This is a genomic window from Thermus islandicus DSM 21543 (assembly GCF_000421625.1).
GTDB classification, from domain to species: Bacteria; Deinococcota; Deinococci; order Deinococcales; family Thermaceae; genus Thermus; species Thermus islandicus.
On sequence record NZ_ATXJ01000004.1, the window covers coordinates 73407 to 90893 of the forward strand.

Below are 17487 nucleotides of genomic sequence, written 5' to 3' on the forward strand. Positions count from 1 at the left end.
TATAATCGGGTTCATGGAGCTTCCCAAAGACGCGGTCCTGGTGGACACCCGGCCCCGCCCCGCCTACGAGGCAGGCCACCTGCCCGGGGCCCGCCACCTGGACCTCTCCGCCCCCAGGCTCCGCCTAAGGGAAGAGGGGGAGCTGAAGGCCCTCGAGGCCGGCCTCACCGAGCTTTTTCAGAGCCTGGGCCTGAGGAGCCCCGTGGTCCTCTACGATGAGGGGCTCACCAGCCGCCTCTGCCGCACCGCCTTCTTCTTGGGCCTCGGAGGGCTCGAGGTGGAGCTCTGGACCGAGGGCTGGGAGCCTCACGCCACGGACAAGGAGGAGCCCAAGCCGGAGCGGACCGGCACCGTGGCCCGCCTGAGGCGGGACTGGCTCCTCACCGCCGACGAGGCCGCCCGCCACCCCCTCCTCCTGGATGTGCGCAGCCCCGAGGAGCACCAGGGCCTGGTCCACCCGCCCTGCTGCCCCCGGGGCGGACGCATCCCGGGAAGCCGGAGCGCCCCCTTAGAGCTCTTCCTGGAACCCGGAAAGGTCCTGGAGCGGCTGGGCCTGAGCCCGGGGCAGGAGGTGGGGGTCTACTGCCACTCCGGGGCCCGGAGCGCCGTGGCCTTCTTCGTCCTCCGGAGCCTTGGGGTCAGGGCCCGGAACTACCTGGGGTCTATGCACGAGTGGCTGCAGGAAGGTCTGCCCACGGAGCCATGAAGGCCTTCGCCCTTACCGTAGGTCCCCTGCAGGAGAACGCCTACCTGGTGGAAACCCCGGGAGGGGCCGTCTTCATAGACCCGGGGGACGAGGCGGAAAGGCTCCTTGCCCTGGCGGAGAAGGCCAGCTTAGCGCCCAAGGCCATCCTCCTCACCCACGCGCACTTTGACCACCTAGGGGCCGTGGCCCCCCTGGTGGAGGCCCTGGACCTCCCGGTCTACCTCCACCCCCTGGACCTGCCCCTGTACCTGCGGGCCCCCGAGGCCGCAGCCCGCTTTGGCCTGGCCGTCCCCCCACCCCCCGTCCCCATCCAGCCGCTGGAGGAAGGTCTGGAGGTCTTCGGCTTCACTGTCTGGCACCTCCCTGGCCACAGCCCGGGGCACGTGGCCTTCCTGAGGGAGGGGGAGGTCTTTTCGGGAGACCTCCTCTTCCGGGGGAGCATCGGCCGCTACGACCTGCCCGGGGCCGACCCCAAGGCTCTCTTCCGCTCCCTGAAGCGGCTTCTCACCCTTCCCCCAAAGACCCGAATCCGCCCCGGGCACGGCCCCGAGACCACCCTGGCCCTGGAGGCCCGGACCAACCCCTTCCTCGCCGGGTTAGAATGGGAGGCGTGAACGGGGCGGAGGCACTGAGGGCACTCTACGCGCTTCAGGAGAAGGACCTGGAGATAGACCGATTGCGAAAAGAAGCGGAGAGCCTCCCCGAGGAGCTCCTCTCCGTGCAAGCCCGGGTGGAGGCCTTGGAGGCGGAACTCGCTGAGCTTTTGGAGCGGCAGGCGGAGCTGCGCAAGAGCTACACCCGGCACAGCCTGGACATAGAGGACCTCACCGCCAAGGAAAAGCAGGCGGAGGCGGAACAGCGCCAGGCGCAGAGCGCCCGCGAACAGACCCAGTACGAAAACCGCATCCAGCAGATCAAGGACCGCATCCGGGAGCTTTTGGAGCTCTCCACTCCCATCATGGAGGCCATGGAGGAGGTGGAGGCCGAGATCGCCCGGGTGGAGGAGGCCCTTTCCGGCCTCCGGCCGCGCTTGGAGGAGCTCCTCCAAGAGAACGCCAGGCGGGTGGAGGCCCTCGAGGGGGAGATCCTGAAGCTCAAGGAGGAGCGGGAGGCCATGGCCCAGGGCATCCCCGCCCCGGTGCTCCGCGAGTACGAGGCCATCCGCCGGGCCAAGAGGGGAACGGGGGTGGTGCGCATGCTCCCCCAGGGCCAGGTCTTCCGCTGCGAGGGGTGCAACGTGGTCCTCCCCACCCACGTGGCCCAGAAGGTGGTCCAGGGGCAGCTCACCCGCTGCCCCTCTTGCGGCCGCCTCCTCTGGAAGGGAACCTAGCCCACCAGGCGGGCCTGGAGGGCAATCTCCTTGACCCCCGCCAGGGCCCTAGACACCGGGCACCCCTCCTTGGCCGCCTGGGCGATCTCTTGGAACTTCTCAGGGCTGATCCCCGGCACCTCTGCCTCGGTGACCAGCTCAATGCGGGTGAGGGTGGGCCTCCCTTCCACCATCTCCAGGTGCACCCGGGCCTCGGTGGCCACCCGCTTCGGGGTGTATCCCTCCCGCTCCAGAGCCGCCGAGAGGGCCATGGAGAAGCACCCCGCGTGGGCGGCGGCGATGAGCTCCTCGGGGTTGGTCCCCTCCCCCTCCTCAAACCGGGAGGGGAAGGAGTAGGGCCCCGCGAAGGCCTGGCTATGAAGCTTCATAGTCCCCTTACCTGAGCGCAACCCGCCCTCCCAAACCGCTTCGGCTTTACGGACCGGCATACGCACCTCCAGGGCCAAGATACCCCAGGTGGGGCCCCCTCAGCCCCGCCCCGGGTCACAAACCCGTCCCGGTTCCGCCAGGCGAAAGCACCCCAAAGGGAAGCGCTTGACAGGGCTTAACCGGGCATGCCATGCTTCTGCCCAGCGCCTTGGCCTGCGCCGTACCCTTCCCCACCTCCGGGCGGCCAACCTGGGCCTAGGAGGATGAAGCTCTTCTGGTTTCTTGCCCTCATCAACCTCCTCGTGGGGGGGATGGTGGGGATGGAAAGGACCGTGGTGCCCCTCCTGGCCCAGCAGGTTTTCGGCCTGGAAAAGGGCCTAGCCCTAGGTGGGTTCGTCCTCTCCTTTGGGCTCACCAAGGCCTTCTTCAACCTCTTCGCCGGGGCGCTGGCCGACCGCATCGGACGCAAAGGGGTGCTGCTTTTGGGCTGGGCCCTGGGGGTGCCGGTGCCCCTCCTCCTCATCCTTGCCCCCTCCTGGGACCTGGTGGTGGCCGCCAACCTCCTCCTGGGGGTGAACCAGGCCCTGGCCTGGAGCATGACCGTGAACATGATGGTGGACCTGGTTCCCCCGCACCGCCGCGGGGTGGCCGCCGGGGTCAACGAGTTCGCCGGCTACCTCGGGGTCAGCCTTCTGGCCTTGCTCACGGGGGTGGTGGCCGAGGCTAAAGGCCTTTGCCCCGCGCCCTTTTACCTCGGCCTGGGGGTTGCCCTTCTCGGCCTTGCCCTTTCCCTTGGGGTGCGGGAAACCCACCGGCCCCTCGCTCCCCCAAAGCTCCGCCTCGTCCGCGGCATCGGCGTGGCCAGCCTCCTAGGAATGGCCACCAACTTCAAGGACGGGCTGGCCTGGCTTAGCCTGCCCCTCCTCCTCTCCGGCCGGGGGCTGGGCCCAGCGGAGATCGGCCTGGTGGCCGGGCTCTACCCCCTGGTCTGGGCCGGAGGACAGCTCCTCTTCGGGCCCCTTTCCGACCGTCAGGGCCGCGCCCCCCTCATCACGGGAGGGATGGCGGTCCAGGGGCTCGGGCTCGTCCTCCTCGCCCTCCCCCTGGGCCTAGGGGGGGCGCTTTTCGCCGCCTTTCTCCTGGGCCTCGGGACCAGCATGGCCTACCCTACCCTGATCGCCTGGGTGGCCGACCGTACGCCCCAAGCGGAGCGGGCCACGGCCCTCGGCCTCTACCGCTTCTTCCGGGACGGGGGCTATGTCCTGGGCGCCCTCCTGGCCGGGGTAGGCTCTGGGGAGCTGTCCTGGGCGATGGGCGGAGCGGGTGCGGGCCTTCTCCTCCTGGCCTGGGCGACCCGGGGCGGGGCGCTTTGGGAGCGGCCAAAGGCTCCTTAGCCGAGCCCCCGGGGCAGCCCCAGGCGTTGTAGGATAGCGGTGGCGATCTCCTCTACCGAGGCATGGGTGGTGTCCAGGTAAGGAATCCCGTGGGCCTTAAACAAGGCCTCGGCGCGGGCTACCTCGTAACGGCACTGCTCTAAGGAGGCGTACCGGCTTCCCGGCTTGCGGGCGGTGCGGATCTGGTGGAGGCGGAAGGGGTCTATGGTGAGGCCGAAGAGCTTGGCGCGGAAGGGTTGGATGGGCTTAGGGAGTTCGGAGCGGAGGAAATCGTCTTCGGCCAAGGGGTAGTTGGCGGCCCGGACCTGGTAGTGAAGGGCGAGGAAGAGGGAGGTCGGGGTCTTCCCTACCCGGGAAACCCCCACCAGGATAGCCTCGGCCTCGGGGTAGCGCTCCACCCCCAGGCCGTCGTCCGCCGCCAGGGCGAACTCCACCGCCTCCATCCGCCTCAGGTAGGCGGACAGGTCCCCCACGCTGTGCACCCGGCCCACCCGGGGCTTGGGCTCCACGCCGAGCTCGGCCTCGAGGGCCTTGAGGTAGGGCCTAAAGAGGTCAAAGACCAAAGCAGGGGTGGCCTCGAGGAGGGCGAAAAGGCGGGCCTCGGTCAGGGTGCTGAAGACGATGGGGCGTGCCCCCTGGGCCCGGTAGGCCTCCAGGATCTCCAGGACCACAGCCTGGACCTTGGCCTCGTTGTCGCAGAAGGGGCGGAGCCGATAGGCAAACGCCACCTCCTCAAAGTGGGCGAGGAGGCTCCGGGCCACCTCGCTGGCGGTGATCCCAGTATGATCGGAAACGATGAACACAGCGCGCTGGGGCATGGCCCTAAGCTTACCGGTATCCGGGGCCGAGAACCGGTGTATGGGCACGGTTACACGGAAAGGTGGGGTAGGATGCGCCTACACCGGGGCCGTCCCACACCCCCCAGGGTTAGCTTAGCTAGGAGAGGGGGCAGGCATGGAGCTGATCCGCTGGTTTGAGACCCTGAGCATGGCCGATGTGGAAGAGGTGGGCGGGAAAAACGCCTCCTTGGGGGAGATGATCCGCAATCTAAGCGCCCTGGGGATCAAGGTCCCCGAGGGGTTCGCCACCACCGCCTGGGCCTTCCGCCTTTACCTCCGGCACAACCGGCTGGAAGAGGAGATCCAAAGGCGCCTCAAGGACTTGGACGTAAGCGACGTGGTGGCCCTGGCGAGGACCGGGGCCGAGATCCGCAGGCGGGTGGAGGAAGGAGAAATGCCCCCCGAACTGGAGGCTGCCCTCCGCGAGGCCTACGGGAAGCTGGAGGCCCGCTTTGGCCCTGGGGTTTTGGTGGCGGTTCGGTCCTCGGCCACAGCGGAGGACCTTCCCGAAGCCTCCTTCGCCGGACAGCAGGAAACCTTCCTCGGGGTGAAGGGGGCAGAAAACGTCCTCCGCTACGTGAAAAAGGTCTTCGCCTCCCTATACACCGACCGGGCCATCGCCTACCGGGCCCACCACGGCTTTGCCCACGAGGAGGTGGCCCTTTCCGCCGGGATCCAGCGCATGGTGCGGAGCGACCTGGCGGCCAGCGGGGTCCTCTTTACCCTGGACACGGAATCGGGCTTCCGGGAGGTGATCTTCCTCACCGCGAGCTACGGCCTAGGGGAGATGGTGGTCCAAGGGGCGGTCAACCCGGACGAGTTTTATGTGTACAAGCCCGCCCTAAAGGCGGGCAAGGCCGCCATCCTGAGCCGCCACCTGGGGAGCAAGGCGCAAAAGATGGTCCTAGAGGCAGGGGAAGGCACGACCCGGGTGGTCGCCGTGCCGGAGGAGGATCGGCGGCGCTTCTGCCTGGCCGACGAGGAGGTGGAGGCCCTGGCCCGCCAAGCCCTCCTAGTGGAGGAGCATTACGGCCGACCCATGGACATTGAGTGGGCCAAGGACGGGCTTACCGGGGAACTCTATTTGGTGCAGGCCAGGCCGGAAACGGTGCAAAGCCGTGCGGGGCGGGTCATGGAGCGCTTCACCCTGCGGGAGAAAGGGGAGGTCCTGGTGGTGGGCCGGAGCGTGGGGAACCGGATCGCCACGGGTAGGGCCCGGATCGTCCTAAGCCCCAAGGAAATGCACAAGGTGGAACCCGGGGATGTGCTGGTTACGGACGCTACCGATCCCGACTGGGAGCCCATCATGAAGCGGGCTGCGGCCATCGTCACCAACCGGGGTGGGCGCACTTCCCATGCGGCCATCGTCTCCCGGGAGCTCGGCATCCCCGCGGTGGTGGGGGCCGAAGGGGCTACCCAGAGGATCCCGGACGGGGAAACGGTCACGGTTTCCTGCGCCGAAGGGGATGTGGGCAAGGTGTACCGGGGGGCTTTGCGCTACGAGGTGCAGCGGATAGAACTGGACCGGATGCCCAAGCTCCCGGTGAGGATCATGATGAACGTGGCCAGCCCTGAAAGGGCCTTCGCCTTCGCCCAGCTCCCCCACAGCGGGGTGGGGCTTGCCCGCGTGGAGTTCATCATCGGCAACACCATCGGGATCCACCCCAAGGCCATCCTGGACTACCCCAACCTCCCCCCTCCCCTGCCGGAGGAGATCGCCAAGCGCACCGCGGGCTACCCTGACCCCCGCACCTTCTACGTGAGAAAGCTCGCGGAGGGCCTCGGCACCATCGCCGCCGCCTTCGCCCCCCACCCCGTGATCGTCCGCCTTTCCGACTTCAAGTCCAACGAGTACGCCCACCTCCTGGGCGGGGAGCTGTACGAGCCCAAGGAGGAAAACCCCATGTTAGGCTTCCGGGGCGCTTCCCGCTACCGCTCGGCCTTCTTCGCCCAGGCCTTCGCCCTGGAGTGCGAGGCCATCCGTTACGTGCGGGAGGCCATGGGCCTCACCAACGTGGAGGTCATGATCCCCTTTGTGCGCACCGTGGGGGAGCTTAAAGCGGTGCTGGAGGTCATGCGGACCCACGGCCTGCAGCGGGGCATGGAGGGCCTTCGGGTGATCATGATGTGCGAGGTGCCCTCCAACGCCATCCTCGCCGAGGAGTTCCTGGAGCACGTGGACGGATTTTCCATTGGTTCCAATGACCTTACCCAGCTCACCCTGGCCTTGGACCGGGACTCGGGGCTGGTAGCGGACCTCTTCAGCGAGCAAGACCCCGCGGTGCGGTTTCTCATCCAACGGGCCATCCAGGCGGCCAAGAGGATGGGGAAGTACATCGGCATCTGCGGCCAAGGCCCCTCGGACGACCCCGAGTTCGCCCTCTGGCTGGTGAAGGAGGGCATAGACAGCCTCTCCCTGAACCCCGACGCGGTCCTCGAGACCTGGCTCTTCCTGGCCGAACGCCTCGAGGCTCCCTAGGAGGAAAACGCCGCGGCGCAAGCCGGAGGGTCATACCGCCCATGCGGGCTTGGGCCCGCATGGGGGCGCCGGCAGAAAGTCCCCGCGAGGTTTTTAAGGACCTGCAAAAGGGCCTGCCTACAGCCCAGTTTGGCCATCCCATGTTGCGAAACCCACGTGCGGACACTTGGGCATCCTCACAAAAGCCCCCGCTCCCGGGCCGCCCGCCTCAGGGCCTCCCGGTGTTCCGGATGGGCCACGGCGATCAGGGCCTTGGCCCTTTCCCTAAGGGAGCGGCCGAAGAGCTCCGCCACCCCCCACTCCGTGACCACGTAGTGCACGTCGGCCCGGGTGGTGACCACCCCCGCCCCCGGCTTGAGGAGGGGGACGATGCGGGAAAGCCCCCGGGAGGTGACCGAGGGCAGGGCGATGATGGGCTTTCCCCCAGGGCTTGCGGCGGCTCCGCGGATGAAGTCCGCCTGGCCCCCGAAGCCGGAGTAGATGTAGGTGCCGAGGGAGTCGGCGCACACCTGGCCGGTGAGGTCCACCTCCAGGGCCGAGTTCACCGCGGTCATCCGGGCGTTTTTGGCGATGACCTGAGGGTCGTTCACGTAGTCCGCCGGGTGGAGCTCAAACAGGGGGTTGTCGTCCACGAAGCGGTAAAGCCGCTCGGAGCCCAGGACGAAGGTGCCCACCACCTTGCCCCGATGCAGCGTCTTGCGCGCCCCCGTGATCACCCCGAGCTCCAAAAGTTCCAGAAGGCCGTCGGAAATCATCTCCGTGTGCACCCCGAGGTCCTTGTGCCCCTTGAGCTGGGCCAAAACGGCGTTGGGAATGCCCCCGATGCCGAGCTGCAGCGTGGCCCCGTCCTCCACCAGCCCCGCCACATGGGCCCCGATCCGGGCCTCGAGGTCGCTGTAGCCTCCCCTCTCCAGGGTGGGCAGGGGGTAGTCCACCTCCGCCAGGAGGGAGAAGCGGGAGACGTGGACGAAGGTGTCCCCCAGGGTCCTGGGCATCCGGGGGTGGACCAGGCCCAGGGTGAAGGGACTGGCCTCGAGGGCGGCCCGGCTGGCGATGACCTCCACCCCCAGGGAGAGGAAGCCGTACTCGTCGGGAGGGCTCACCACCACCACCGCGGCGTCCAGGGGAAGGAGGCCCCGCTGGAAGAGCCAGGGCACCTGGTGGAGGTGTACGGGAACGTAATCCGCCCGCCCCTGGTTCACCGCCTCCCGGTCCGCAGGGCCCACGAAGAGGCTTTTGCGGCGTAAGCGGCCGGGGGGCAGCCCCTGGAAGGGATCCTCCCCCAGCTGGAGCACGTGGACCAGCTCCACCCCTTCCAAGTCCTCCCGGGCGGCGAGGGCCCTAAGGAAGGGGATGGGGGTGGCCGCGTTTCCGGAGACGTAGATCCGCCAGCCCGAACGGATGCGGGAGACGGCCTCCTCGAGGGGCACCCGCTTTTTTAAATAGGCCCTTTCCACCTCGGATCGCGTCAGGGCCTTGCCGGTCCGGGTGCGTCCCATGGCCCCAGCTTAAGGCCCCTAGGGGGGACAGATGCCCTAAGCCCCCGTAACCCAGGCCACCCTAATCCCCCGGGGCCGGAGAGGAGAATGGGGCATGGCTAGGCTCAGGCCTCTTCTCTGGCTGGGGCCCCTTGGGCTTGCCCTCTGGTTCTTCTTTACCCACCCCCCGGACGTCCTCTGGGCGGAAAGGGCCCAGGCCCCCTCAGAGCGCCTGCAGGAGGTCTACACCCGCCTCCACCCCGCGGTGGTCCAGGTACAGGACCGGGAGGGCGGAAGGGGAACGGGCTTCTTCTACGCTCCCCGCCTCCTCCTCACCGCCTACCACGTGGTGGCCGAGGGAGGGCCTTTTGCCCTCCGGCTGGCGAACGGAAAACAGGCAGAGGCCAGGGTCATGGGCTTCCATGAGCCCTTTGACCTAGCGGTTCTGGAGGCGGTGGGCGAGGCCGCCCCCCTCACCCTCCCCCTGGAGCTCTCCCGCCCCCCCAGGGTGGGCGAGGCCCTCCTGCACATGGGCAACGGCCGCGGCCAGTTCATCGCCCCCCGCTACGGCCGGGTGACCCGGCTCGGGGTAAGCCCCTCCCCCTTCCTGCCCCAGGGCCTAGTGGAAACCTCCCTGCCCCTGGCCCCAGGGGACTCGGGGGGGCCGGTGTTGGACGCCGAGGGCCGGGTTCTGGGCATAGCGGTGGCCATCGGGCAGACGGAGGAGGGCTTCCGGAGCTACTTCACCCCCCTTTTCGGCAGGAAGGAACTTCTGGCAGGCCTGGAAAGGGGGGAGCGGAGCTATTGGCCGTACCTGGGCCTCCGGGGCCCCCGGGCCCTCACCCCCGAGCTTGCCCGGGAGCTCAGCCTCCCCCCTGGAGGCGTGCTGGTGGGGGAGGTGGTGCCGGGGGGAGCTGCCCACCGGGCGGGCCTTAAGGGCCTGGAGTCGGGCGGGGTACCGGACGTGATCCTCGAGGTGAATGGCGTCCCTGTGAACAGCTTTGAAGACCTCCTCCGTGAAGTACGCAGGCACCAGGTGGGGGACCGGGTCCTGCTTTCCGTGCGGCGGGGCACAGAGATCCTCCGGGTAGAGGTCCTCCTAAGCCCCTTCCCTGGACGCTAAGCTGGGGTAGGTGGGAAAGCCCAGACCCTCCGCCAACAGCACCCCCCGGGCGATGGCCCGGGCGAGGGCGTCGGCGGCGTAGGCTCCGAGGCGGAGGAGGAGGGGAAGCGCCACCCCCCTTCCCTCCCCCAGGGCCAGGGCGAAGACCAGGTCCCCGTCCAGGGGGGTGTGGGCGGGGCGGAGGGCCCGGGCGAGGCCGTCTTGGGCCATGATGGCGAGCCTTTTGGCCTGGGCTTTGGAGAGGGGAGCGTCCGTGGCCACTATGGCGAGGGTGGTGTGCTGGCCTAGGAGGAAGGGGTAGCGGTAGTCCTCCTCCTGCCCCCGGTAACGGGAGAGGTCCGGGAGGAGGGCCCTTTCCTCAGGGGCGAGGAGCCCCTCGGCGTAAAGCCTCCCCGAGAGGGGGTCAAAGGGGCGGCCGAGGCTGTTCACCGCCGCCAGGGCCATGACCCTAAAGCCCTCCTCCAGGAGGTAGCCTGCAAGGCCCACTCCCCCCTTCACCCCGCCCGCCATGGCCCCCGTCCCCGCCCCCACGCTCCCCTCGGCCACCTCCTTCCCCGCGGCGAGGGAGGCCCGATACCCCGCCTCCGCCCCCGGGGGCCTGAAGGCCTTCCCCCGCCCCAGGTCGTAAAGCACCGCCGCAGGCACGATGGGCACCACACCTCCCGGGGTAGGGAAGCCCTTCCTCCTTTCCCACAGGTAGCGCACCACCCCCTCGGCGGCGGCGAGGCCGAAGGCGCTCCCTCCGGTGAGGAGGACGGCCTGGACGCTTTCCACGGTGTTCTCGGGAGCGAGGAGGTCGGTCTCCCGGGTGCCCGGGGCCGCCCCCCGCACGTCCACCGCCGCCACCGCCCCCTCCTCCACCAGGAGGACGGTGCACCCGGTAAGGGCCTCCCGGTCCGTGAAGTGCCCTACCCGAAGCCCGGGGAGGAGGGCCTTTTCCCCCCAAAGCGCTTCCGCCATGAGGCCAGTATGGGGTAGCCTAGTGCCCGGGACAAGGAGGCGCCATGTGGGAATACCTGATCCACGGGGAACCAACGCCCGCCCTTAAGCCCTTTCTGGAAGGGGTGGGGAGGGCCCTCGAGGCCCGGGGCTTCCGCCATAGCCCCGAGGCCGAGGCCCCGAACCTCGTCCTGAACGCCATCACCCCGGAAAACCCCCGGCCCTACCGCCGCAAGGCCCAGGCCACCTTCGTGGCCTCGGTCCTGGAGCTCAAGGACTTCCCCGAAGATCCCCTGAGGGAGCTTTACCCCTATCTGGTCCGGGCGCTCTCCAACGTCCTCCTGGCCTATGTGCCGGGGAAGGGCGTGAAGTTCCTCACCCTGGAGCTCGGCCACTACGGGGAGCCCGAGGGGGAGGGGTTTTACGAGCGGGTGGCGGAGCGCCTTAGGCCCATCGCTTGCAGCCGCTTGGTCATAAACAACCTCTTTGAGCCGGACCTCGAGCCCGAGCTCTGGCAGGGGGACGCGCTCACGGAGAGCATGTCCCGGGCAGGGAAAAAGCTGAAAGCGTGGGACCTCCTCCCCGCCCCCTTCCCCATAGAGGAGATCCTCTCCCCCGAGGACCTGAGGCACGTGAAACGGCTCTACGGTATCGGCGGGCTCTCCTATGGGAACCTCTCCGTGCGCAAGGACGAAAGGCGCTTCTGGATGTCGGCGAGCGGCGTGGACAAAGCGAACCTCAAGGAGATCGGCCGGGACATCCTCATGGTGAAGGGCTATGACCCCAAGAGGAACGCCATCCTCCTCTCCGTCCCCCCCCACGTGGAGCCGAGGCGGGTGAGCGTGGACGCCATAGAGCACTGGATGATCTACCGGGAACACCCCGGGGTGGGGGCCATCCTCCACGTGCACGCCTGGATGGAGGGGGTGCCCGCCACCCCCTTCAACTACCCCTGCGGCACCTACGAGCTGGCCCAGGCGGTGGCGGAGAAGGTGCGGGAGGCCCCTGACCCCACCCGGGCGGTGGTGGGCCTCAAGAACCACGGCCTTACCATCACCGGGAAAAGCCTGGACGAGATCCTGGAAAGGATTGAGGGGAAGCTCATCCGCACCGTGCCCATGACATGAGGGCCCTCGTCTATACCCCTTCCCTCCCCCGCTTCTTCGGGGCGAGGCTTCTGGGCAAACGCTTCCCTAAAGGGCTTCTGCCCCTCGCCCTTAAGGAGGTGCCCCTTTCCGAACGGGAGGGGTTCGTGCGGGTGAGGGTGAGGCTAAGCGGCGTCTGCGGCTCGGACCTCGCCCTCCTCTACGGGAAAAGCCCCCCTTCCCTAAGCCCCTTCTTCTCCTTCCCCGCCGTCTTGGGCCACGAGATCCTGGGGGAGGTGGGGGGAAGCCTGGTGGCAGTGAACCCCCTCCTCGCTTGCCATGACCGGGGGCTTCCCCCCTGCCCCATGTGCCAAAGGGGGGAGGAGGGGCTCTGCCAAAACCTGGCGGAAGGCCCTTTGGCCCCAGGGATCCTGGGCTACAACCGGGACCTCCCGGGGGGGTGGGGGGAGTGGACCCTGGCCCGGCCCGAGAGGCTCTACCCCATCCCCCAGGGCGTCCCCGAGGAAAGGGCCGTCTTCGCCGAGCCTTTGGCGGTGGTCCTTAGGGGCTTAGGGAAGCTCAGGCCCTGGCCGGAGGAGGTGCTGGTCCTGGGCATGGGCACCCTCGGCCTCCTCGCGGTCAGGCTCCTAAGGGCCCTGGGCTACACGGGGAGGCTTTTCGCCGTGGCCAAGTACGCCCACCAGGCGGAAAGGGCGAAGGCCTTCGGAGCGGATCAGGTCTTCCCCTCGGCCAAGGAGGCCCTCCTGGAGCGGGCCAAGCGCTACCGCTACCTCCTCTTTGAGGGGCATAGGGGCGGGTACGAGGCCGTGGTGGAGGCCTCGGGAAGCGGCAAGGGCTTCCGGGAGGCCCTCGCCCTCGCCCGGGAGGGGGGCAGGGTGCTCCTTTTGGGCGCCCCGGGCCTGGAGTGGGCGGACCTCTCCCCCTTCTGGTTCAAGGAGGTGGCCCTCGTGGGGAGCTACACCTACACCCGGGAGGAGTTCGGCCAGGCCGTGGCCCTCCTCAAGGAGCTTGAGGGCCTCGAGGCCCTCGTGGGAGGCGTCTTCCCCCTGGAGGCCTGGCGGGAAGCCCTCGCCGCCCGGGGCAAGGCCCTCTTCCGCCCGGGAAATGTGGCCTAGGCCCCAAGGGAAAGCCCCCTTCCGGGCTAGACTACAGGGCATAGCCCAGCGGGGACCCCATGCGGGAAGGCAGCCAGGAAAACCCCTTTGAAAAGGCCCAGGAGAGGCTGCAGGCGCTCCTCAAGGAGGTCAAGCGGGTCATCGTGGGCCAGGACCTCCTCCTGGAGAGGATGCTGGTGGCCCTCCTGGCCCGGGGCCACCTCCTCGTGGAGGGGGTGCCGGGCCTGGCCAAGACCCTGGCGGTGAAGACCCTGGGCGAGGCCCTAGGGGGAAGCTTCCGGCGGGTCCAGTTCACCCCCGACCTGGTGCCCGCCGACCTCCTGGGCACGCGGGTCTACAATCCCAAGGAGGGGGAGTTCAGGACGGAGCTCGGCCCCATCTTCGCCCACCTCCTCCTGGCCGACGAGATCAACCGGGCCCCGGCCAAGGTCCAGTCCGCCCTCCTCGAGGCCATGCAGGAGCGGCAGGTGACCCTGGGCCGGGAGACCTACCCCCTGCCCCAGCCCTTCCTCGTCCTCGCCACCCAGAACCCCATAGAGAGCGAGGGTACCTACCCCCTCCCCGAGGCCCAGCTGGACCGCTTCCTCCTCAAGGTGGTGGTGGACTACCCCGCCTTCCACGAGGAGCTGGAGATCGTGCGCCGCATGACCACGGGAGAGGAGATCCGGGCGGAAAGCGTCCTCTCCCTTGAGGACCTCCTCGCCCTCTCCCGCCTCGCCGACCGGGTCTACGTCCACCCCAAGGTGGCGGAGTACGCGGTGGCCCTGGTCCGGGCCACCCGGCGCCCCGAGGGGCGGCTTAAGGAGCTGCGGGGCCTTCTGCTCTTCGGGGGAAGCCCCCGGGCCTCCCTGGCCCTGGTCCAGGGGGCCAAGGCCCTGGCCCTGCTCCGCGGACGGGGCTACGCCCTTCCGGAAGACGTCCGGGACCTCTTCAAGGACGCCCTGCGCCACCGCCTCGTCCTCTCCTACCAGGCCCTGGCGGAAGGGGTGGGGCCCGAGGCCCTCCTGGACCGGATCCTCGAGGCCTTCCCGCCCCCCTTCGTGCCCCTGAGGGACCCCTATGGAGACGCCCGAGGCCCTGCTGCGGAGGCTTGAGCTCAAGGTGGTCCGGCCCCTGGACGGCCTCCTCTTCGGGGACTACCGGGGGGTTTTCTACGGGAAGAGCCTGGAGCTGGCCGAGGTCAGCCCCTACGCCCCCGGGGACGAGGCAGAGCGCATAGACTGGCCCGCCACCGCCCGCACCGGGGAGCTCCACGTCCGTCGCTTCCGGGAGGAGAGGGAGCTCACCCTGTGGCTCCTCCTGGACGGGAGCCCTTCCATGCGCTTTGGCTCGCGAAGGCGGACCAAGTACGCCTTGGCCTCAGAGCTGGCCCTGGCCTTCGCCTACATCGCCTTAAGGCACGGGAACCGGGTAGGGGGGGTGGTCTCGGGGCGCCTCCTGCCCCCCAGGGGAGGGCGGCCCGTGGCCCTGGCCCTGGCTCGGGCGGCCCTCGAGGGGCTGCCGGACCCCACCCCTTTGGGGGAACGGCTGGACCTCCTCTCCCGCGTGGCCCGGCGGCGGAGCCTGGTCTTCGTCCTTTCGGATTTCCTGGATCCCTTTTACTCAGCCCTGGTCCGCCTCGCGGCCCGGCACGACGTGGTGGCGGTTCTGGTGGAGGACCCCTGGGAGCGGGCCCTGCCCGAAGCCGGCCTCCTGAGCTTCTTGGACCCGGAGACCGGAGGGCGGGTGGAGGTGAACACCCTGGACCCGAGGGTGCGGGAGGCCTACCGGGCCAGGGCGGAGGCCCTCCGGCAGGCCCGCTTCCGGGAGATCGGGAGGGCCGGGGCCGACCTCCTTCTGGCCTCCACGGAGATGGAACCGGTCCCCCTCCTCCTGGGCTTGGTGGAAAGGAGGCGGAGGTGGCCCTTCAAAGCCCGGAAGGTCTCCTCCTAGGCCTCTTCCTCCTAGGCCTCGGCGGGGCCTTGGTCTGGCTCGCCGAGCGGGCGGGAAGGCGGCGCCTCCTCCGGGCCCTGGACCCCGCCTTCGCCCCCCGGCCCAGGCCCCTTCCCCTCCCCTACCTCCTGGCCCCCCTCCTCCTCCTTCTGGCGGCGGGAAGGCCGGAGGCCCCCCTGCCCTGGCGGGAGAACCTTACCCAAGTGGTCCTGGTGGTGGACACCAGCCACTCCATGGCCGCCGACGACGAGGCCCCGAGCCGCCTGGAGAGGGCCAAGGCTCTGGCCAAGGGTTTCCTCAGGGGCCTGGACCCCTCGGTGCGGGTAGGGCTCGTGAGCTTCGGACCCCAGGCGGTCCTGGTCCTCTCCCCCACCCGGGACCGCCACGCCCTCCTCGAGGCCCTCCAGGGCCTCAAGCCCGGGGGCACCTCCCCCTTAGGCCCCGGCCTCCTCCAGGCGAAGCGCCTCCTGAGGCCCGAGGGCCCGGAGTGGGACCTTCCCCAGGAGAAACCCCCCGCCGCCGTCCTCCTCCTTTCCGACGGGGCCGCGAACGCCGGGCAAGACCCCCTGGAGGCGGCGGCGGAGCTCGGCCGGGCGGGGCTTCCCGTCTTCGTGCGCCCCCTGGGGGACCCTCGGGGCGCGGTGAGCCGGATCGGGGAGGGGCTCTACTTCGTGCCCGCCGATCCCTCCCGCCTCCTCCGCCTGGCCCAGGTCACGGGGGGCGCCGTCCTCCAGGAGGACTTCCGCCCCCTGTACCAGGCCCTTAAGCCCCGCTACGCGTGGCGGCAAAGCCCCAAAGACCTTTCTCAAAGCCTCGTGGTGGGGGGCTTCCTCCTCCTCGCCTTCGGGGCCTACCTCACCCTCGCCCGGGAAGGGAGGTGGCCGTGAGCCTGCAAGCCCCCGAGGCCTTGAGCCTGCTCCTCCTCCTTGGCCTCCTCCTCCTCGGCCTCTACCGGAGAAGTCCCCGGGCCGTCCTCCCGCACCCCCTTCTGCCCCTCCTCCGGGAGGCGGCCCGGGAGGCCAAGGGGCCCCTGCCCTGGCTCCCCCCGGCCCTCTTCGCCCTCGGCCTCCTCCTCCTGGCCCTGGCCGCCACAAAGCCCCTCCTCCTCCTCCCGGGCCGGGTCAGCGAGAACGCGGTCATCCTGGCGGTGGACGTGAGCCGGAGCATGATGGCCACCGACCTCAAGCCCAACCGCCTCGAGGCCGCCAAGGGGGCCGCCCGCGCCTTCCTGCGAGCGGCCCCGAGGGAACTTCGGGTGGGCCTGGTGGCCTTCAGCGGCTTCGCCCAGACCGTCCACCCCCCCACCACCGACCGCAGGCGCCTCTTGGAGAGCCTGGAAAGCCTGGAGTTCGGCCGCTCCACCGCCATTGGGGAAGGGATCCTGGAGGCCCTGAGGAACCTCCGGGAGGCCGGGGGCAAGGGGGAGGTCCTCCTCCTCACCGACGGCCGCAACCGCACCGGGATAGACCCCCTCGAGGCCGCGGGGGAGGCCCAGAGGATGGGGGTTCGGGTCCACACCGTGGGGGTAGGGGTCCCGGGCTGGACCCCGGGGCCCGAAGACCCCGCCCTGGGCTTCGGCCCCTTCCCTGGGGCCTACGAGGTGGACGAGGAGCTGCTCTGGGCCATCGCCGAGCTCACGGGAGGGAAGCGGTTTCTGGTGCGCTCCGAGGAGGAGCTCGCCCGCGTCTACTTGGACCTGGCCAAGGAGGTGCGCCTGGAGGTCCGCCCCCAGGAGGCCACGGGGCTCCTGGGGACCTTGGGCGGCGCTTTGGCCCTTCTGGGGGTCGCCCTGAGGCGCTACCTTAGTCCCCTTTAAGCCCCGGCCGGGGCCCCTAGGAGCCCCCGAAGGGGTTGGGCACGGGCTCCACCGGGAAGAGCTCCCGGGGCTCCCCACCGGGCACAGGAAGCAGGCGGAAAAACTGGCCGTCCCGGAAGAGGTAGACCTGGGGCTCACAGGCCCCCTCCCCCGGTGGGGGAAGCTGGACGGGACTGCCGCCCGGCCCTGGCCCCCGCGCCATCCAGGCGGCTCCCGCCCCCAAAAGCCCTCCCAGGGCAAGGCCCAGAAGGAAGGACCGCATGCACCCACCTTAACCCCGCCCTGCCGGGAGGGAAAAGGGCGCCGGACACCCTTTGTCCCCCAGGCCACCTTCCTCGGGCGGGCCTTCCCCTAGGCTGGCCCCATGCGCGCCACGGCCTTCCTCCTCTGCCTGGGCTTCCTCCGGGCCGCCGCCCTCTCCCCCGGGGACAAGGCCCCCCTCCTCGAGGCCCAGGACAGCTACGGCCGCCCCGTGGACCTAAGGGGAAGCTACGTGGTCCTCTGGTTCTACCCCAAGGCCAAAAGCCCCGGGTGCACCGCCCAGGCCAAGCGGTATTCGGAGCTTTACCCCGAGTTCCAGAGGCTCGGGGCCAGGGTCTACGGGGTGAGCCACGACCCCGCCGCCGAACAGTGCGACTTCGTGGAGAAGCTTTCCCTAAGGGGCAGCATGATCCCCGACCCCGACGGGCGCCTTGCCCGGGCCTACGGGGTGCCGAGCCTCTTCGGCTTCTACCGCCGGGACACCGTCCTCCTCAACCCCGAAGGGCGGGTGGAGCGGATCTGGCGGAACGTGAACCCCTTCAAGGACGCGGACACCGTGCTGGCCTACCTTAAGGAAAGGAACCGCTAAAGCCGCTTCTC

General features: G+C 69.5%; 18 protein-coding genes. 13 read left to right on the top strand and 5 right to left on the bottom strand.

The window, feature by feature from the left end; all coding sequences use genetic code 11:
* The first annotated feature begins 13 nt into the window (after window positions 1-13).
* Genes H531_RS0105605 through H531_RS0105615 form a run of 3 tightly spaced genes read left to right on the top strand, consistent with a single transcriptional unit; the run spans window position 14 to window position 2036 of the window.
* The gene (locus tag H531_RS0105605; protein WP_022798382.1) at window positions 14-706 is read left to right on the top strand and encodes a sulfurtransferase; all 693 of its coding nucleotides are present in this window, start codon (window positions 14-16) and stop codon (window positions 704-706) included.
* On the top strand, window positions 703-1320 hold the full coding sequence (locus H531_RS0105610) for an MBL fold metallo-hydrolase (RefSeq protein ID WP_022798383.1): 618 nt from the start codon (window positions 703-705) through the stop codon (window positions 1318-1320). Before H531_RS0105605 ends, H531_RS0105610 begins: the two co-directional genes overlap by 4 nt.
* Window positions 1308-2036 carry a zinc ribbon domain-containing protein gene (locus H531_RS0105615; RefSeq protein ID WP_028490670.1) on the top strand — a complete coding sequence of 243 codons (729 nt, stop codon included), beginning with the start codon at window positions 1308-1310 and terminating at the stop codon, window positions 2034-2036. The genes H531_RS0105610 and H531_RS0105615 overlap by 13 nt, the downstream gene beginning before the upstream one ends.
* Here H531_RS0105615 and H531_RS0105620 read toward each other — a convergent pair.
* Window positions 2033-2464: an OsmC family protein gene (locus H531_RS0105620; RefSeq protein WP_022798385.1), complete on the bottom strand. Its 432-nt coding sequence runs from the start codon at window positions 2462-2464 to the stop codon at window positions 2033-2035. The genes H531_RS0105615 and H531_RS0105620 overlap by 4 nt on opposite strands.
* 204 nt (window positions 2465-2668) lie before the next feature.
* Here H531_RS0105620 and H531_RS12860 point away from each other — a divergent pair, with 204 nt between their 5' ends.
* A complete protein-coding gene (locus H531_RS12860) occupies window positions 2669-3799 on the top strand; it encodes an MFS transporter (RefSeq protein ID WP_022798386.1) in 1131 nt (376 codons plus the stop codon).
* On the opposite strand, the gene H531_RS0105630 is transcribed toward H531_RS12860, so the two are convergent.
* Window positions 3796-4617, bottom strand: coding sequence for a pyruvate, water dikinase regulatory protein (locus H531_RS0105630; protein WP_022798387.1), 822 nt, complete (start codon window positions 4615-4617; stop codon window positions 3796-3798). The two genes, H531_RS12860 and H531_RS0105630, sit on opposite strands and share 4 nt — an antisense overlap.
* Before the next feature lie 136 nt (window positions 4618-4753).
* On the opposite strand from H531_RS0105630, the gene ppsA reads away from it, so the two are divergent.
* On the top strand, window positions 4754-7117 hold the full coding sequence (gene ppsA / locus H531_RS0105635; RefSeq protein ID WP_022798388.1) for a phosphoenolpyruvate synthase: 2364 nt from the start codon (window positions 4754-4756) through the stop codon (window positions 7115-7117).
* A gap of 176 nt (window positions 7118-7293) precedes the next feature.
* Here ppsA and H531_RS0105640 read toward each other — a convergent pair whose 3' ends face one another.
* Entirely contained in the window at window positions 7294-8616 is a 1323-nt protein-coding gene (locus tag H531_RS0105640) for an acetyl-CoA hydrolase/transferase family protein (RefSeq protein ID WP_022798389.1), read from the bottom strand.
* Between the two features lie 94 nt (window positions 8617-8710).
* On the opposite strand from H531_RS0105640, the gene H531_RS0105645 reads away from it, so the two are divergent.
* Window positions 8711-9718, top strand: a complete 1008-nt coding sequence (locus H531_RS0105645; RefSeq protein ID WP_022798390.1) for a S1C family serine protease — start codon at window positions 8711-8713, stop codon at window positions 9716-9718.
* On the opposite strand, the gene H531_RS0105650 is transcribed toward H531_RS0105645, so the two are convergent.
* The gene (locus H531_RS0105650) at window positions 9695-10678 is read right to left on the bottom strand and encodes a P1 family peptidase (protein WP_022798391.1); all 984 of its coding nucleotides are present in this window, start codon (window positions 10676-10678) and stop codon (window positions 9695-9697) included. The two genes, H531_RS0105645 and H531_RS0105650, sit on opposite strands and share 24 nt — an antisense overlap.
* 44 nt (window positions 10679-10722) lie before the next feature.
* Here H531_RS0105650 and H531_RS0105655 point away from each other — a divergent pair, with 44 nt between their 5' ends.
* The 6 genes from H531_RS0105655 to H531_RS0105680 are packed head-to-tail and all read left to right on the top strand — an operon-like array spanning window position 10723 to window position 16626.
* Complete coding sequence (locus tag H531_RS0105655) at window positions 10723-11784, top strand: class II aldolase/adducin family protein (protein ID WP_022798392.1); 1062 nt, start codon at window positions 10723-10725, stop codon at window positions 11782-11784.
* Window positions 11781-12878, top strand: coding sequence for a zinc-dependent alcohol dehydrogenase (locus tag H531_RS0105660; RefSeq protein ID WP_022798393.1), 1098 nt, complete (start codon window positions 11781-11783; stop codon window positions 12876-12878). The genes H531_RS0105655 and H531_RS0105660 overlap by 4 nt, the downstream gene beginning before the upstream one ends.
* A 59-nt stretch (window positions 12879-12937) precedes the next feature.
* Window positions 12938-13972, top strand: a complete 1035-nt coding sequence (locus H531_RS0105665) for an AAA family ATPase (RefSeq protein ID WP_022798394.1) — start codon at window positions 12938-12940, stop codon at window positions 13970-13972.
* A complete protein-coding gene (locus H531_RS0105670; RefSeq protein ID WP_022798395.1) occupies window positions 13938-14810 on the top strand; it encodes a DUF58 domain-containing protein in 873 nt (290 codons plus the stop codon). Before H531_RS0105665 ends, H531_RS0105670 begins: the two co-directional genes overlap by 35 nt.
* Complete coding sequence (locus tag H531_RS0105675) at window positions 14777-15697, top strand: vWA domain-containing protein (protein ID WP_022798396.1); 921 nt, start codon at window positions 14777-14779, stop codon at window positions 15695-15697. Before H531_RS0105670 ends, H531_RS0105675 begins: the two co-directional genes overlap by 34 nt.
* Window positions 15694-16626 carry a vWA domain-containing protein gene (locus tag H531_RS0105680; protein ID WP_033399285.1) on the top strand — a complete coding sequence of 311 codons (933 nt, stop codon included), beginning with the start codon at window positions 15694-15696 and terminating at the stop codon, window positions 16624-16626. The genes H531_RS0105675 and H531_RS0105680 overlap by 4 nt, the downstream gene beginning before the upstream one ends.
* Before the next feature lie 16 nt (window positions 16627-16642).
* Here H531_RS0105680 and H531_RS0105685 read toward each other — a convergent pair whose 3' ends face one another.
* Window positions 16643-16888 (bottom strand): hypothetical protein, encoded by a 246-nt coding sequence (locus H531_RS0105685; RefSeq protein ID WP_022798398.1) that lies wholly within the window; start codon window positions 16886-16888, stop codon window positions 16643-16645.
* 102 nt (window positions 16889-16990) lie between these two features.
* On the opposite strand from H531_RS0105685, the gene H531_RS0105690 reads away from it, so the two are divergent.
* Complete coding sequence (locus H531_RS0105690; RefSeq protein ID WP_022798399.1) at window positions 16991-17476, top strand: peroxiredoxin; 486 nt, start codon at window positions 16991-16993, stop codon at window positions 17474-17476.
* The last annotated feature ends 11 nt before the right edge of the window (window positions 17477-17487 follow it).